The organism is Lujinxingia vulgaris, assembly GCF_007997005.1.
Lineage (GTDB): Bacteria > Myxococcota_A > Bradymonadia > Bradymonadales > Bradymonadaceae > Lujinxingia.
Genome location: NZ_VOSL01000138.1, coordinates 20,455 through 36,429, shown reverse-complemented (window position 1 = coordinate 36,429; position 15,975 = coordinate 20,455). Strand labels below are relative to the sequence as shown.

At 65.4% G+C, this 15,975-nt stretch carries 11 protein-coding genes and 1 pseudogene; 10 read left to right on the top strand and 2 right to left on the bottom strand.

Annotation, left to right across the window (positions count from 1 at the left end; all coding sequences use genetic code 11):
* Nucleotides 1–400, bottom strand: a pseudogene (locus FRC96_RS18700) (hypothetical protein); the annotation flags it as partial.
* On the bottom strand, nucleotides 397–1,383 hold the full coding sequence (locus FRC96_RS18695; RefSeq protein WP_146976766.1) for a hypothetical protein: 987 nt from the start codon (nucleotides 1,381–1,383) through the stop codon (nucleotides 397–399). The pseudogene FRC96_RS18700 and the gene FRC96_RS18695, both read right to left, overlap by 4 nt.
* A gap of 185 nt (nucleotides 1,384–1,568) precedes the next feature.
* Here FRC96_RS18695 and coaE point away from each other — a divergent pair, with 185 nt between their 5' ends.
* The 10 genes from coaE (at nucleotide 1,569) to FRC96_RS18645 (ending at nucleotide 15,936) form a co-directional block, all read left to right on the top strand.
* Nucleotides 1,569–2,219, top strand: coding sequence for a dephospho-CoA kinase (gene coaE, locus FRC96_RS18690; RefSeq protein WP_230470445.1), 651 nt, complete (start codon nucleotides 1,569–1,571; stop codon nucleotides 2,217–2,219).
* Between the two features lie 16 nt (nucleotides 2,220–2,235).
* Entirely contained in the window at nucleotides 2,236–3,339 is a 1,104-nt protein-coding gene (locus FRC96_RS18685) for an SDR family oxidoreductase (protein ID WP_146976764.1), read from the top strand.
* Nucleotides 3,340–3,517: 178 nt separating this feature from the next.
* Complete coding sequence (locus FRC96_RS18680; protein ID WP_146976762.1) at nucleotides 3,518–5,689, top strand: RelA/SpoT family protein; 2,172 nt, start codon at nucleotides 3,518–3,520, stop codon at nucleotides 5,687–5,689.
* A 33-nt stretch (nucleotides 5,690–5,722) separates the two neighbouring features.
* Nucleotides 5,723–6,670, top strand: coding sequence for a tyrosine recombinase XerC (locus FRC96_RS18675; protein ID WP_146976760.1), 948 nt, complete (start codon nucleotides 5,723–5,725; stop codon nucleotides 6,668–6,670).
* Between the two features lie 3 nt (nucleotides 6,671–6,673).
* Complete coding sequence (gene hslV / locus FRC96_RS18670; protein ID WP_146976758.1) at nucleotides 6,674–7,222, top strand: ATP-dependent protease subunit HslV; 549 nt, start codon at nucleotides 6,674–6,676, stop codon at nucleotides 7,220–7,222.
* 67 nt (nucleotides 7,223–7,289) lie between these two features.
* Nucleotides 7,290–8,705, top strand: coding sequence for an ATP-dependent protease ATPase subunit HslU (gene hslU / locus FRC96_RS18665; protein WP_146976757.1), 1,416 nt, complete (start codon nucleotides 7,290–7,292; stop codon nucleotides 8,703–8,705).
* A 16-nt stretch (nucleotides 8,706–8,721) separates the two neighbouring features.
* Entirely contained in the window at nucleotides 8,722–9,927 is a 1,206-nt protein-coding gene (locus FRC96_RS18660; protein ID WP_146976756.1) for an acetylornithine transaminase, read from the top strand.
* A 213-nt stretch (nucleotides 9,928–10,140) separates the two neighbouring features.
* Nucleotides 10,141–11,250: a J domain-containing protein gene (locus FRC96_RS18655; protein WP_230470444.1), complete on the top strand. Its 1,110-nt coding sequence runs from the start codon at nucleotides 10,141–10,143 to the stop codon at nucleotides 11,248–11,250.
* A 57-nt stretch (nucleotides 11,251–11,307) separates the two neighbouring features.
* Nucleotides 11,308–13,125 (top strand): molecular chaperone DnaK, encoded by a 1,818-nt coding sequence (dnaK, locus tag FRC96_RS18650; RefSeq protein ID WP_146976753.1) that lies wholly within the window; start codon nucleotides 11,308–11,310, stop codon nucleotides 13,123–13,125.
* A 54-nt stretch (nucleotides 13,126–13,179) separates the two neighbouring features.
* Nucleotides 13,180–15,936 (top strand): hypothetical protein, encoded by a 2,757-nt coding sequence (locus tag FRC96_RS18645; RefSeq protein ID WP_146976751.1) that lies wholly within the window; start codon nucleotides 13,180–13,182, stop codon nucleotides 15,934–15,936.
* The last annotated feature ends 39 nt before the right edge of the window (nucleotides 15,937–15,975 follow it).

Here is a 15,975-nt window from a genome sequence, read left to right as displayed (position 1 = left end):
TCAACGTGCTGACGGCCTGGGGCGCGCGGTCTGCGGCCGCTGCGGCCACAAAAAGCGTGGCGAGCGCAGCGAGCCAGGCCGCGCCCTGCACCGCCCACATCGCCCCCAGGGTGGAGAGCGCCCCGGGCGCGCCCGCACCGAGCGTGAGCAACGATCCCAGGATCACCGCCCCGACCAGCAAACTCGCGCCGATCTGCACATCGCGGGTCGCAATGGCACCCGCGAGCGGCCCCATCCCCACAAGGCCAGCGAAGCTCCCGAGGGCCGCCAGCACCACCAGCATGCCGGGAGAGGCGCCAAACCAAAGCGAGGCCACAAGGCCTGCGCCACCCACCACCAGCCCCAGCCCGCTCAACCGTACCGCGGCTCGCCGCCACGCTTGCTTCGGCTCCTGGCTCATCGTCCGCCCTCCGCAGTGTCGGTGCCGTCAGCATCCGGGGCGTCGGCAGAATCCTTCGGCTCCCCGGGGCGACCCGGCGCTCCGATGCCGCCGGCGCAAAGCAACAAAAAGCCCGCCACGCAGAGCCCGGCCCCGACGCCCAACACGCCGAAGGGTCGCACTGGCGAGACGCGAATCACCGCCGCCGGAACCTCCTGCAGCTCATCGAGCCAGAGCCTGGCACCAAGCTCCGGACGCGGCTCAACCTCAGGCTCCTCAAACACCCAGAAACGCTGCCCCTCACTATCTTCGAGCTGCACCGCCGGCCCCATCGCGTCGAGGTAGTTCGAGGTCGTCGCCACCACCTCATAGCTCGGGCCGTTGATGGCCAGGCTGAGGCTGTCGCCGACCACGCCCGCCGCCGGGATGGTGTTCTCCTCCTGGCTGCGCACCACCGCCCGATACACCTCGGTGTCGATCACAAGCCCCACGAACGCAAAGCGCAGCCCGCTCACATCCAGGCTCTCGCCCACGCCCAGGGTCTGTGGGGGAACCCCGTCGGGCCCCAGGCGCGAAAAGGTCAGATCGATGCTCGGCTCCGCCCCGAGCACCACCGACTGCAAGGTCATGCGCAGGGGCAACATCACATCGACCTGCCGGCTGCCCTGCCTGACCTCATAGCTCTGCTGGGTCTGATGCATCGGCAGCACGAGCTCACCGACAGGCAACGTGCCGTGACCGAGCAGCCACCCGCCGGCCAGCACCGCCCCGCCCAGCACCATCGCCCCGACACCCAGCGCACCGAGCTCCGAGCGACCCTTCAGCGTCGTCCAGCGCATCGCCATCGACGCCGCCGCAAGGCTCAGCAAAAGCGCCGTGGCGCTCCCCACCTGGGGCATCGGCCCGGCGCTCTGCCACCCCGGCGCTCCGGCCGCCGCGTAGAGCGCCATCACCCCGGCCAGCACCAGCGACGCTGCCGCAACAGCCGGGTTCGCCAACGTCATCAGCCAGCGCTGCGTGCGCCTGCGTCGCCCCTGAAAGCGGGCACTTATCCTGCCTGCACGCCTTTGCATGCTTTCCTTGTCGATGGTATCAACCGCCCTATCTCTAAGGCGCTCAACCTGCTCTTAATATCGCCGCCATCCGCCGGCACATCATCGCGGCGAGTCCTAGTACGAGGGGCCAAAAGGTGTCAACGAACTCACCCGGCGTGATCATCGGCCTGACCGGTGGCATCGCCAGCGGAAAATCCACCGTCAGCCGTCACTTCGAGTCGCTTGGCGTCACCGTCATCGACGCCGACCACATCGCCCGCAAGGTCGTCGAGCCCGGCCAGCCCGCGCTGGCCGACATTGTCGAGGTCTTCGGCTCTGAAGTCCTCAACGAGGATGGCACGCTCAACCGTACCGCGTTGGGCGCGCACATATTCCAGAACCCCGACCTGCGCGCCCGGCTCGGCGCCATCACCCACCCGCGCATCGCGCAGGAGATGGCCCACCAGAGCGCCGCGGCCTTTGAGCGCGGGGAGCCCTGGGTGATCTACGACGCGGCGCTGATCGTGGAGAACGGCCTTCACGAAGCCTTCGACAGCCTCATCGTCGTGGCCTGCTCGCCAGAGACGCAACTGGAGCGCCTGATGGCCCGCGACGGCTTAAGCGAAGACGAAGCCCGCGCCCGCATCGACTCCCAGATGCCCCTGAGCGAGAAGCTCAAGGTCGCCGACTTTGTCATCGACAACGATCGGAGCCTCGACCACACTCGACGCCAGGTAGACAACCTCTTCTCCACCCTCGACGCGCGCATCCGCCACAGCGGCAGCGCTCGCCCGACCGACGACTGAGCACGGACTGACCGCGATGACCGAGCCCTCCCGAAAACGCGACATCCTCATCACCGGCTTCCCCAGCTTCGTGGCCCGAAAGCTCGTGGAGACGATCCTCAGCGACGAGCCCGACGCCACCATCCGCCTGCTGGTGCGCCCCGACGCGCTCGATGAGGCCGACCGCCAGCTTCAAAAACTCGACGCCTCCCGCCAGCGCATTCACCTGCTCAGCGGCGATGTCGTCGCCCTGGACCTGGGGCTCTCCGGCCGCGAGTACCTGGAGCTTATCGCCAACGTCACCGACATCTACCACATCGCCAGCATCTGGTTCCTGGGCGTGGAGCGCTCAGAGGCTTTTGAGGTCAACGTGCGCGGGGCCCGCAACATCCTGGACACCGCCTACGAGATGCAGCACCTGGAGCGCCTCAACCACCTCTCCACCGCCTTTGTCAGCGGCGACCGCGCCGGCGTGATCATGGAAGAGGAACTCGACGAGGGGCAGGGCTTTCGCAACGCCTACGAAGAGAGCAAGTTCCGCGCCGAGCAGGCCATGCGCCAGGCCATGGAGCATCTGCCCATCTCGATCTTCCGCCCCAGCATCATCGTCGGCGACTCCCGCACCGGCGAGATCGACCGGATGGCCGGGCCTTATTATCTGATCAACGCGCTGGTCAACATGCCCTCGATCGTGCCCATCCCCATGCCCGGGCGCGGCGACAAGCCCTTAAACCTGGTGCCCGTCGACTTTGTCTGCCGCGCAATGCACCGCATCAGCCGCCGCGACGACGCCGCCGGGCGCACCTTCCACCTCTGCGACCCCAACCCCCTCTCCGCACGCCGTGTCTTCCAGCTGGTGGCCGACCGCGCCGGCCGCAGCGCGCCCGTGGGAATGCTCCCCTACCGCCTGACCAGCCTGCTGATGAAGTTCCCCTACCTGGAGCGCTTCACACGCAACCCCCGCCAGTTCATGGACGACTTCAACCACCTGACCATCTACAACTCCATCAACACCCTCGATGCGCTCGAAGGCCAGGACCTCTGTCCGCCGCTTCCCACCTACCTCGACGTCCTGATTGCGTATGTGCGCGCCGCCGACCTCGATCTGGAGATGCCCCTGGGGGTGGAGATCATGGGCTGATCCCCCCACCCTTCTTTCTTTGATTCGACGCATAGCTCCGTTACCATGAGCGATGTTCGCCCCCCTGGCGAGCAGCCGACCCGGCCCCTTGCCCCCCCCGCGAATGAATGCCTCCCGCGGTCGGTTCTTTTTATTGAGCGCTTATGCTCCGGCCCTTAGCCCGGGAGTCGTCGAGTCGATGCAACTGCAAAACCGCCTGAACTCCATCATCAAGAAAGTCCGCTCCTACCACCCCGATCCGGACATCGCACAGCTGCGCGAGGCCTATGAATTTGCCGCGGCCATGCACGAAGGCCAGATGCGCAAGAGCGGTGAGCCCTACATGAGCCACCCGCTGGAGGTGATGGACATCATCGCCGACCTGCGCCTGGACGTGGCCAGCCTGGTCGCCGGCCTGCTCCACGACACCGTCGAAGATACCGACACCACCGTCGAAGAGCTCAGCGGTCGCTTTGGCGAAGACGTCGCATTCCTGGTCGACGGGGTCACCAAGCTCTCCAAGTTTCAGTTCAACACCCGCGAAGAAGCTCAGGCCGAGAACATCCGCAAGATGATCATCGCCATGAGCCGCGACCTGCGCGTGATCCTGGTCAAGCTCGCCGACCGCCTCCACAACATGCGCACGCTCAAATACATGAACCCATCCTCCCAGGAGCGCATCTCCCGCGAGACGATGGACATCTACGCCCCGCTGGCGCATCGCCTGGGCTTGAACTGGGTCAAGACCGAGCTTGAAGACCTCTCCTTTCGCTACCTGCACACCGAGGCCTACTACGACATCGCCGAGAAGGTCGCCTCGAAGAAGCGCCAGCGCGAGAACTTCATCCGCGAGGTCATCACGATCCTCCAGGAGCTCCTTGGCGAGAACGACATCAGCGGTGAGGTCTACGGGCGGCCCAAGAACTTCTGGAGCATCTACCGCAAGATGCGCCACAACCAGATCGAGTTTGAGCAGGTCTTTGACGTGCTGGCCTTCCGCATCCTCGTCGATGAACGGGTGCAGTGCTACGAGTCGCTCGGCCTTGTACACAACCTCTGGAAGCCCATCCCCGGGCGTTTTAAAGATTATATCGCGATCGCCAAGCCCAACGGCTACCAGTCGCTGCACACCTCGGTGATCGGGCCCTACCAGGAGCGCATCGAGATCCAGATCCGCACCCACGACATGCACAAGGTCGCCGAGGAGGGGATCGCCGCCCACTGGCTCTACAAAGAGGGCAAAGCCGTCCCCGACAAGGACGACCAGAAGTTCGCCTGGCTTCACCGCCTGATGGAGGAGCACCAGGATCACGAAGACCCGATGGAGTTTCTGGAGTCGGTGAAAATCGACCTCTTCCATGACGAGGTCTACGTCTTCACCCCCGACGGCGACGTGTTGAGCTTCCCGGCCGGTGCGACCTGCGTGGACTTCGCCTTCGCGATCCACTCCGAGGTCGGCGCGCACTGCTCCGGGGCCAAGGTCAACGGGATGATGGTCCCCTTGAAGACCGAGCTGCATAACGGCGACATCGTCGAGATCCTCACGCATAAGAACCAGCGCCCCAACAAGGACTGGCTCAACTTCGTGACCACCAGCCGCGCGCGGACCAAGATCCGCAACGCCGTGCGCCGCGAGCAGCGCGAGCGCAGCCAGGAGCTGGGACGCGAGCTCCTCGACAAAGAGCTCAAGCGCTACCACACCAACATCCGCGCCTGGGAGCGCGCCGGAAACCTGGCCAAAGCCGCCGAGCTCAGCCGATTCAACAACATCGACGATATGCTCGCCGACGTCGGTTACGGCAAGACCCAGCCCGACACCATCGTCGAGAAGATCTACCCCACCGAGAACAAGAAGGCGCGCGCGGCCGACACCGAGTCAAAGATCGGCCAGCTCTGGGACAAGCTCGTCCACCGCGGCAAGACCGGCGTGGTCCTCGACGGCATCGAAGATGTGATGGTGCAGTACGCCAAGTGCTGCAACCCGCTGCCGGGCGATGAGATCATCGGTTTTGTCACCCGCGGGCGCGGCCTCTCGGTGCACACCCGCGACTGCACCCGGGTGACGCATCTGGAGCGCGAGCGCCAGATCTCGGTGCGCTGGGCCAACGACACCAGCGTGCCCGACAACGCCCGGCGCCCGGTCAGCGTGCGCGTCTACTGCACCGACAAGCCAGGGCTTCTGGCCAACATCAGCCAGGCCTTCTCGGCCACCGGCGTCAACATCAGCCAGGCCCAGTGCGTGACCACCGAAGATCACCGCGCCGTTAACACCTTCGAGGTGCTCGTCCAGAACACCGAGCAGCTCAAACGCGCCATGCGCAACATTGAGAAAATCAAAGGCGTGTACAAAGTCGAGCGCACCATGAACTAAGGCACACCTTTCCCTTTAAGCCCCCGGCCCGCCATGCTCGCTGAGCGCATCGACCAGTTCATCACTTACCTACGCGTGGAGCGCGGCGCCAGCGCGCACACCCGCCGCGCCTACGCGAGCGACCTGGGCCAGCTGGCGGACTTTCTGGCCGAGCGGGGTCGCGAGAACCCCGACCCCGGCGCGTTGACGATCGACGATCTGCGCGGGTTCATCGCCGACCGCTTCGATGAGAACCAGGCCTCCTCGCTGGCCCGAAAGATCTCGACCTTGCGCTCCTTCTGGACCTTCCTGATCAAGAAGCGTCTGGTCGATAAAAACCCCGCTGAGCTCCTCTCCACGCCAAAGGTGCAGAAGCCGCTGCGCAACTACCTGGGCGTCGATGAGATCTTCCATCTGCTCGATGGGCATAAGGGCGACACGGTCTTAGGGATCCGCGATATGGCGATCTGGGAGGTGGGCTACGGCGCGGGGCTGCGCGTCTCGGAGCTCGTCTCGCTCAACCGCAACGACATCGATCTCGACGCCGGCTGGGTGCAGACCATCGGCAAGGGCAACAAAGAGCGGCGTGTGCCCCTGGGCCAGAAAGCCTGCGCCGCGCTTAAGCGCTATCTGGCGAGGCGCCATGAGCTGGTCCATGGTGACACCGAGCCCGACGCCGTCTTCTTGAACCACCGCGGCGGCCGGCTCACCGACCGCTCGGTGCGACGCCTGCTCAAAGAACATCTGGTGCGCGCCGGCCTCGATACCTCCTTGACCCCGCACGGGTTGCGCCACTCCTTTGCCACCCACCTGCTCGACGCCGGGGCCGACCTGCGGGGCATCCAGGAGTTGCTCGGTCACGCCAACCTCTCGACCACCCAGCGCTACACCCATGTCTCAATTGACAGGCTTATGGAGGTCTACGATGCTGCCCACCCGCGCGCCCGATCGAAGGCGCGCTCCCGCACCACCGAGCCCTCTTCTACCTCCAGCGACGAGTAAGCGATGAGCTTTCGAGGCACCACCATCGTCAGCGTTCGCCGCGGCGATAAGGTCGTCGTCGCCGGCGACGGCCAGGTCACCATGGGCGAGAAGATCGTCATGAAGGCCACCGCCCGTAAGGTGCGCAGACTTCACGGCGACAAGGTCATCTGCGGCTTTGCCGGCTCCACCGCCGACGCCTTTACCCTTTTTGAGAAGCTCGAAGAGAAGCTCAAAAAGTTTAACGGGAACCTAACCCGCGCCGCCGTCGAACTCGCCAAAGACTGGCGCACCGATCGCATGCTTCGCAAGCTCGAGGCGTTGCTCATCGCTGCCGACAGCGAGGTCACCCTGCTGATCAGTGGCACCGGCGACGTCATTGAGCCCGAGGAGGGCGTGATCGCCATCGGCTCCGGCGGCTCCTACGCCTTGAGCGCGGCCCGCGCCCTGGTGCGTCATACCGAACTCGACGCGCGTACCATCGCCGAATCCTCGCTGAAGATCGCCGCCGAAATCTGTGTGTTCACCAACGACTCACTCACCATTGAGGAGCTCTCCACCTCCTCGGGCTGAGCGCCCGGATACGCGTATCAGCCAGGCACCCCGTCTCGCTGCACGTAAGCCCAAGGGATCACCGACCATGGCCACCTCCCCCGCTCCCAGAACCGATGACCTGGAACTGACCCCGCGCCAGATCGTGGCCGCCCTCGACCGCTACATCGTCGGGCAGCACGCCGCCAAGCGCGCCGTCGCCGTCGCCCTGCGTAACCGCTGGCGCCGTCAGCAGCTCGACGAGGAGCTGCGCGACGAGATCATGCCCAAAAACATCATCATGATCGGCCCCACCGGCGTCGGCAAAACCGAGATCGCCCGCCGACTCGCCAGGCTCGCGCGCGCGCCCTTTCTCAAGGTGGAAGCCTCCAAATTCACCGAGGTCGGCTACGTCGGGCGCGACGTCGAGAGCATGGTCCGCGATCTTCTGGAGCTGGGCATCAACCTGGTCAAAGCCGAGGCCGAGGAGCGGGTTGAGGAGCGCGCCCGCGAGATCGCCGAGGAGCGCATCCTCGACCAGCTCGAGCTCAAAAACCCCGAGCGCCCGCCCCTGGACGAGCGCCACAACCGCCAGAAGTCCTTCATCGTCGGTGAAGATGGCACGATCCAGTCTACCGACGAGGCGCCCAAAAACGTGCGCGAGCACCTCCGCCAGCGCCTGCGCCAGGGCGACTTCGACGACGACTACATCGAGATCGAGCTCACCGACTCCTCCAACCCCGTCATCGAGGTCTTCTCCGGCCAGAAAGGCATGGAAGAGATGGACCTGGGCAGCGTCTTCGGCAACATGTTTCCTCGCCGGCGCAAAAAGAAGCGGGTCAAAGTCAAAGACGCCCTGGGAGCCCTGGTCAAAGAGGAGGCCGGCCGCCTGATCGACATGGATCAGATCACCCAGGAGGCCCTCCAGCGCACCCAGCAGTCCGGCATCATCTTCCTCGACGAGATCGACAAGATCGCCGGCCGGGAGTCCCAGCAGGGCCCCGACGTCTCGCGCGAGGGCGTCCAGCGCGATCTTCTCCCGATCGTCGAAGGCTCCTCGGTCACCACCAAACACGGCGTGGTAAAGACCGACCACATCCTCTTCATCGCCGCCGGCGCCTTTCACGTCTCCAAGCCCTCCGACCTCATCCCGGAGCTGCAGGGGCGTTTTCCCATTCGCGTGGAGCTTGAGAGCCTCACCCAGCAGGACTTCCAGCGCATCCTCACCGAGCCTCGCAACAGCCTGACCCGCCAGTACGTCGAGCTGATGAGCACCGAGGGCATCACCGTGAGCTTCAACGATGAGGCCATCGCCACCATCGCCGAGATGGCCTACCAGGTGAACGACACCCTCGAGAACATCGGCGCGCGCCGCCTGCACACGATCATGGAGAAGGTCTTTGAGGCCCTCTCCTTTGACGCGCCGGACATTGACGATCAAGACATCGTGGTCAGCGCCGAGTACGTGCGCGAGCGCCTCCAGGACGTGCTTCAGGACGAAGATCTAAGCCGCTACATCCTCTAAACGAAGGATCTCCCCTATGACGGACACCGCCGAGCTACTTCACAAAGCCAACGACCTCAACAGCCCGAACTACGCGCCGGCGCCGATCATCTTTGAGCGCGGCCAGGGCGTGCGCCTCTTCGACTCCGAAGGCAAAGAGTACCTGGATTTTGTGGCCGGCATCGCCGTCTGCGCGCTCGGACACGCCCACCCCACCCTGACCGACGCGCTGCGCGATCAGGTGGGACGCCTGCTGCACGTCTCCAACCTCTATTATACCGCCGAGCAGATCGCGCTGATGGAGGCGCTGGTCGAGAAGAGCTTTGCCGACCGGGTCTTCTTCTGCAACTCGGGGGCCGAGGCCAATGAGGCGGCGATCAAGCTGGCGCGTCGCTACCAGAAGGTTGTGGCCGGGCGCGCCGATAAGACGGGCATCGTCACCATGACGCACTCCTTCCACGGGCGCACGCTCGCGGCGATCACGGCCACCGGACAGCCGAAGTACCACGAGGGGTTTGAGCCCCTGGTCCCGGGCTTTAGCTATGTGCCCTTCAACGATCTGGACGCGCTGCGCCAGGCGGTCGGCCGAGACACCGCCGCGGTGATGGTCGAGCCGGTGCAGGGCGAGGGCGGCGTGCGCCCGGCCGACGCCTCCTACCTTAAGGCGGTGCGTGAGATCTGCGATAAGCACGGCGCGCTGTTGATCTTTGATGAGGTGCAGACCGGGGTGGGCCGCACCGGCTCGCTCTTCGCCTACCAGCACTACGGCGTCGCCCCGGACATCATGAGCCTGGCCAAGGGCCTGGGCGGCGGCGTGCCCCTGGGCGCCACGCTTGCCAGCGAGAAGGCCTGGGCGGGCTGGACGCGCGGCAGCCACGCCTCGACCTTCGGGGGTAACCCGCTGGCCACACGCGCTGGCCACACCGTGCTCGAGGTCATCGCCCGCGACAACCTTCTGGAGAACGCCCGCGCCCGTGGGGAGCGCCTCCAGGGCGGACTTCGCCGCCTGGCCGAGCGCTTCGACGTCATCACCGACGTCCGCGGCCTGGGGCTGATGGTCGGCGCTGAATGCAAAGGGGATGCGGCCTCGGCCATCGCCACCGCCGCCCGCGACGAGGGCCTGTTGATCAACACCGCCGGCGGCAACACCCTGCGCTTTGTGCCCCCGCTGATCATCACCGACGCCGACGTCGACGAGGCGCTCGAGCGCCTGGAGCGCGCCTTTGAGAAGGTCGTCACCTGAACATCTGGCCGCCCCGCAGCGCCGCCGCCCTCCTTGCCACATCGGCGGCGCCAAAGTATCCTCGACCTCAGCTAAATGCCTGTTCATTCTGGTTGCCAGCGCTCCCGGGCACCTCGCTCCCTGAAGAGTTCCGGGGACTTCTCTCGTACTTCAGCTCGGCCGGCGGGCGCGTGGTCACTGCTCGCGTCCCCCACTTCCCCTATCGGTCAGACGATGTCCTCAATCGATGAGACGCTCGCCCCGCGCGCGCTGAGCGGGGTCGACTTTAAAAGCCTCAAGTCGCCGCTGACACCCGAAGAGTTCTTCGTGCTCTCGCGCGTCGACGGCTCAATGACCGTCGCCCAGCTCTGCTCGGTCAGCGGCCTGGGGCGCCCGCGCACCATGGAGTGCATCGAGAGCCTCTGGAAGAGCGGGCTCATCGAGCTCCCCGGACAGACGTCTCCGGCCCCCCTGGCTGACACCTCATCAGCAGCGTCGTCGGCCTCGGAGGCCGACCAGGACCCGGGCGAAGAGCTCAGCGAGGCTATCCTCACCCGCTTCCCGGTAGCGATGGATGACTTCGCCTTTGACCGCGAGCTTCTCGAGCAGAGCGTCGAGCTTGACGATGACTTCAAACGCGAGGTCGTCTTTGTGTACGCCCAGCTCGATGAGGTCGACTATTACGGTCTTCTGGGCGTCTCTGCCGACTGCGGCCGACGCGAACTTCGCAGCGCCTACTTCTCCATGTCCAAGCGCTACCACCCCGATCGCTTCTTCCGAAAAGTGCTGGGCGACTACGGCATGCGCATCGAGAAGATCTTTCAGCGCATCACCCGCGCCTACCAGACCCTCTCCAACCGCAAAAAACGCGCGGAGTACGATGAGCTTCTGGAGCAGGGCCGCCAGCCTGCGGGCACCCCGGTGCAGGCCTCCACGCCGCTCTCCCAGCGCAGCGAGCCCATTGAGGAGGTCTCCAGCGACCGCAAACGCGAGATGGCCTTTCAGCTGCTGGTGCGACGCGGCGACGCCCATCTGGAGCGCGATGATGTCGCCGCGGCGCTGCGCGAGTTCCGCAAAGCGCTCACGCTCAAACGCGACCACGCGCTGGCCCTGCGCGTGGCGAAAAACCTCAAAGAGAGCGGTGAACACCTCGACGACGCGGTCGCTTTTGCGCGCGCCGCTCATAAGATCGAAGCAAGCTCCGTTGACGCGCTGCGAATTCTGGGCGAGTTATACATAATGAAACAATCACCCTCCGACGCGATCTACCATCTGGAGCGCGCTCTGGAGCTGAGACCCGACGACGCCGACATTCTCGCGCACCTTCACCAGCTGCGCGCCTGAACCACCGCCGGCAAACGCCGCCACCTGCCACGTCGCACGACCCGCTAAGGAGAACGCATGGAGCGCATCATCGGAATCGACCTCGGGACCACCAACTCCTGTGTCGCCATCGTCGAAGGCGGCACCCCGCAGGTGATTCCCAATAAAGGGGGCTACAAAACCACCCCCAGCGTGGTCGCGATCACCGAGAGCGGTCGACGGCTGGTCGGTCAGATGGCCAAGCGGCAGGCCATCACCAATGCCCGCCACACCGTCTACGCCTCCAAGCGCCTGATCGGCAGAAAGTGGAACTCCTCGGAGGTCCGCCACTGCATCGAGACCTGCCCCTACGAGATCGTGCAGGGCCCCCACGAAGATGTGCGCATCAAACTTCGCGACAAAGAATACAGCCTGCCCGAGATCTCCAGCATCGTGCTCCAGGAGATGAAGCTCGTCGCCCAGGAGTTCCTCGGTGAAGAGCCCACCAAAGCGGTGGTGACGGTGCCGGCCTATTTCAACGACAACCAGCGCACCGCCACCCGCGACGCCGGTCGCATCGCCGGGCTCGACATCGTCCGCATCATCAACGAGCCCACCGCTGCTGCCCTGGCTTACGGGTTTGGCAAAAACCTCGACGCCACCGTCGCCATCTACGACCTGGGCGGGGGCACCTTCGATATCTCCATCCTCGATATCCATGAGGGCGTCTTCGACGTGCTCTCCACCGCCGGGGACACCTTTTTGGGCGGCGAGGACTTCGACGCGCGTATTATCGAGCACCTGGCCTTTGAGTTTGCCCGCGAGCACAAGGTCGATCTTCGCAAAGACGAGATGGCCCTTCAGCGTCTTCGCGACGCCGCCGAGAAGGCCAAGATCGAGCTCTCCTCGATGCCCGAGACCGAGATCAGCCTGCCCTTCATCCACAGCCGCGACGATGGCGAGGCGCTGCACCTGCAGACCACGCTGACCCGCGACGCGTTTGAAGAGCTGGTCATCGACCTCGTGCAGCGCACCATCAAGATCTGCCAGGCCACCCTTCAGGAGAGCGGCCTTGAGGTCGACGACATCGACGACGTGATCCTGGTCGGCGGCATGACGCGTATGCCGCGGATTCAGGCCGCGGTGCGCGACTACTTCGGCAAAGCTCCCTCGAAGCAGGTGCACCCCGATGAGGCGGTGGCGCTGGGCGCCTCCGTCCAGGGTGCGGCGCTTATCGAAGGCAGCAGCGATGTGCTCCTGCTCGATGTCACCCCGCACAGCCTGGGGATCATGGTGCACGGCGGCGGCTTTGAGGTCCTCATTGAAGCCAACGCCACCATTCCCACCAGCCACGGCCACATCTTCACCACGGTGCGCGACAACCAGACCTCGGTGAAGATCATCGTGCTCCAGGGCGAGTCGCCCAACGCCGAGGAGAACGAGATGCTCGGTGAGTTCGTGCTCAGCGGGCTGCGCCGCGCGCCGGCTGGCGAGGTCGAAGTCGAGGTCGCCTTCGAGATCAGCGCCGACGGCATCGTCTCCGTCCAGGCCCGCGACCTGGAGACGGGCAAAGAACAGTCGATCACGGTCACCGCCACCAGCGGTCTGACCGAAGAAGAGATTCAAAACATGATCGAGGAGAACCAGGACTACCTGGTAGAGCTCAAGCGCGATGAGGAGCTCGAGCGCGTCCGGGGCCAGATCCGCAAGTCGGTGCGCGAGCTTGAAAAACTCACCGAGCGGACCATCAGCAACGGCGACGGCCACCTCCTGGAGCACCTGCGCGAGCGGGTCACCCGCAGCGTGGAGCAGGCCCGACAGGCCCTCGACTCCAAAGACACCGCCCGGCTCAACACCACCGCCGACGAGATCCAGCAGGTCCTCCAGTCGGTCAAAGCCGCCGCCATGGGCGCCTGAGCCTCCTGACCTCGTAGCCGCCTTATGTTGCCGAAGAAGATCTGGTGAAACTTCATGACCCAAGCGCCTGACGCCGAACAACAACGGGGCCACTTAGAGAAGTTGCGCGCCTGCCTTGAGCGGGGCGACGCCCCCAACGCATTGGCGTTGCTGCGTCTGGTGCGCCTCTCCGGGCTCAATGACGCGGAGTCCGCGCAGCTGATCCGGTCGTTGAGCGACGCTCCCTCCCAGGCCGACTTCGACGCGGCCACCCGATGGTGTGAGACGCAACTTCGCGCCGTGGCGCCTCCCCCGGAGGCCAGTCTCTTCGATGAGCTCGACCTGCTGGGTGACTTCGACGATCTCGACGATCTGGTCAGCATGGAAGATTTTGAAGACCTCGGGGACGTCGAGCCTGCCGAGATGCTTCAGATCGACGACATCGATGACGTCGGCGACGACGCCCTCGACGCCTTCTTCGAGCTCGATAGCGAAGGCGACGATGACGGTGGCTTCTTCGCGCATCTCAACGTCGATGACTCCAGGAGCGAGGCCAACTGGAGCTTCGACGCCCTCGACGACGATGAGGACGCCCCCTCGGCATCGCCTGACACCCACGAGGCCTCTCCGGGTGCTGACTTCGGCGAACACACTCGCCGCATCGATCCCGACGCGGCGCTCGCACAGCTGGGCATCAACCCCTCGAAGAGCGCCGGGGAGTCGCTGCGCGACAACTTCACCGAGCACACCCGGCAATTCGATCCGGCGCAGCTGCGCGCGTTGCACACCTCCCCGGACGCCTCAGCGCCCCGGGAGGACGAGCCCGACGCGTTCAAAGAGCCCTCTTTTGCCGGTCCGAATGAGCCCACCGGCGTCTCACGGGCCCTCTCCTCCTCCGACGATCGCGGTGACAAAACCTCGGTCGCGCCCTCAATTGAGAGCTTCTTCGATCAGTTCGACGATGCGCCTCCTGCCTCGCCGCCCGACGACGAGTCCGACGGCTACGACTTTGCGCTCGGTGCGGCGCTCTCGGTGCCTTTTGAAGAGTCTGGCGAGTTTGAGCCCGAGCCCGACGTGGATATCGATCGCGCCGACGTCGGCTCCGCGGCGGATTACGACTTTGCGATGGGCGCCTCCATCTCCACGCCGATCGAAGATCTGCTCAACGAGCTCTCCGAGTCTTCATCGTCCGACGAGGCTCAGGGCCCGAGCGGTGCAGCCTCGCCAGGAGGTTCGGTCTTCAAGCTGGACGAGCCCTCCGACGCCGACCTGAAGTTCAGCTTCGACGAGCCCTCCGACTCCGAGGACGATGACTTCGACCTCGACTTCGGTTTTTCCGCTCCGGCGGCAGAGATTTCTGGCGAGGATGAGCCGGAGCTCGACTTCGATCTCGGCGCGCCCGCGTCCTCAAGCTCGCCCTTTGCCACGCCCTCGTCGGCCTCCGGGGACTCGGGCTTTGCGCAGCGCCCTTCCACCGCGCCGGCGCGCGAACCGGTGACCGCAGCGCAACCGGGCGACGATCTGGACTTCGACTTCGATCTCGGCCCCGACGCCACGCCGGCTCCCGCCTCCAGCACACCCTTCGAGGTGGCTGACTCCGTGCCTGGAGAGGTCGTCGAGCCCGAAGACGACTTCTTCTTTCCGCCGCCCCTCAACGCCGGAGCGCCGAGCGCGTCGCCGGCGCCCCTGGCCGAGCCCGAAGACGACTTCTTCTTCCCGCCGCCTCTCAACGCTGGAGCGCAGAACGCGTCGGCGCCTGGCGAGGTCGTCGAGCCCGAAGACGCCGACTTCTTCCCACCGCCGCTCAATGCTTCGCAGAGCCCGGCGTCGACCGCCCAGGGCACCGAGCACGCGCGCGACGCGTTCTCTGGCAAGCCGTCCAACGCCGAGCCCGCGATGTCGCGGACCGAGCCACCGACGTCGCGCACTCCGGCGCCCGGCAGCACGCAGGAGCGTCCCACCGGCAAGATGCCCTCGCTGGAGCGCACCCGACAGCGCCAGGACACGCCGCTGGCTCCCCAGCCCAACGTGGCCGCGCTCAAACAGGCCGAGCCCACACCGCCCCGCGGCACCACGCCGCTCCCCTTCGCGGCCGACGCACCGAGCTCCGGAGTGATCTCCACCAAACGCGACCACGTCGACGAGGAGGAGTTCTTCGCGCTGGCCGACTCCCTGGCCTCGGAGAGCTCCATGAGCTCGCTCTTTGAGCTCTCCGATCACCACCGCAGCCCCTCACACTACCGCGGGGAACCCGTGGTGCGTGAGGTGGGCGATGAGCCGACCCCGGCCCATGTCGAGCCCCCGAGCGAGAGCCCCGCGCGCTCCGAGAACCCCTTTGCTCACGACGCACCGACCGGCGTGCGTAACCGCCCCTTGAGCGAGATGGCCGCCTCCTCCTTTGTGCTCGAAGAGGTCGACGGCCCTCCCTCCGAGATCCCCTCTGAGGGCGCCAACTTCGACGCCATCACCGCCCAGGCACGCCGCCTCTATGAGAAGGGCGAGTTTGAGACCGCGCTGGAGATCGTCAGCGACGTGCTCAATCAGACCGACCATACCGAAGCTCGCCAGCTCCGCGGTGTGCTCGAAGGGGAGATGGAGCGCATGCAACACGAGCGCCTGGGCTCACTGGTTCAAGTCCCCACCCTCAAAGTCTCTATGGGCGATATCGCCGGCCTGGATCTGGATCATCGGGCGGGTTTTTTGCTCAGCCAGATCGACGGGATGCTCTGCTTTGAAGACATCCTCGACATGAGCTCAATGTCGCGGCTGGAGACCCTGACGCTCCTGGCCGACCTTTTTGAGAAGGGCATCATCGGGGTCGATCCGCACTGAGCGCTCCGGCCAATCCTGACGCACAAGAAACCAAAACGC

Bases quoted from the DNA above. Each gene is read 5' to 3' on its own strand.
- FRC96_RS18655 (WP_230470444.1), top strand. From the start codon at position 10,141: ATGTCCTCAATCGATGAGACGCTCGCCCCGCGCGCGCTGAGCGGGGTC.
- FRC96_RS18675 (WP_146976760.1), top strand. From the start codon at position 5,723: ATGCTCGCTGAGCGCATCGACCAGTTCATCACTTACCTACGCGTGGAG.
- FRC96_RS18685 (WP_146976764.1), top strand. From the start codon at position 2,236: ATGACCGAGCCCTCCCGAAAACGCGACATCCTCATCACCGGCTTCCCC.
- FRC96_RS18660 (WP_146976756.1), top strand. From the start codon at position 8,722: ATGACGGACACCGCCGAGCTACTTCACAAAGCCAACGACCTCAACAGC.
- FRC96_RS18695 (WP_146976766.1), bottom strand. From the start codon at position 1,383: ATGACGTTGGCGAACCCGGCTGTTGCGGCAGCGTCGCTGGTGCTGGCC.
- hslV (WP_146976758.1), top strand. From the start codon at position 6,674: ATGAGCTTTCGAGGCACCACCATCGTCAGCGTTCGCCGCGGCGATAAG.
- FRC96_RS18680 (WP_146976762.1), top strand. From the start codon at position 3,518: ATGCAACTGCAAAACCGCCTGAACTCCATCATCAAGAAAGTCCGCTCC.
- FRC96_RS18645 (WP_146976751.1), top strand. From the start codon at position 13,180: ATGACCCAAGCGCCTGACGCCGAACAACAACGGGGCCACTTAGAGAAG.
- hslU (WP_146976757.1), top strand. From the start codon at position 7,290: ATGGCCACCTCCCCCGCTCCCAGAACCGATGACCTGGAACTGACCCCG.
- dnaK (WP_146976753.1), top strand. From the start codon at position 11,308: ATGGAGCGCATCATCGGAATCGACCTCGGGACCACCAACTCCTGTGTC.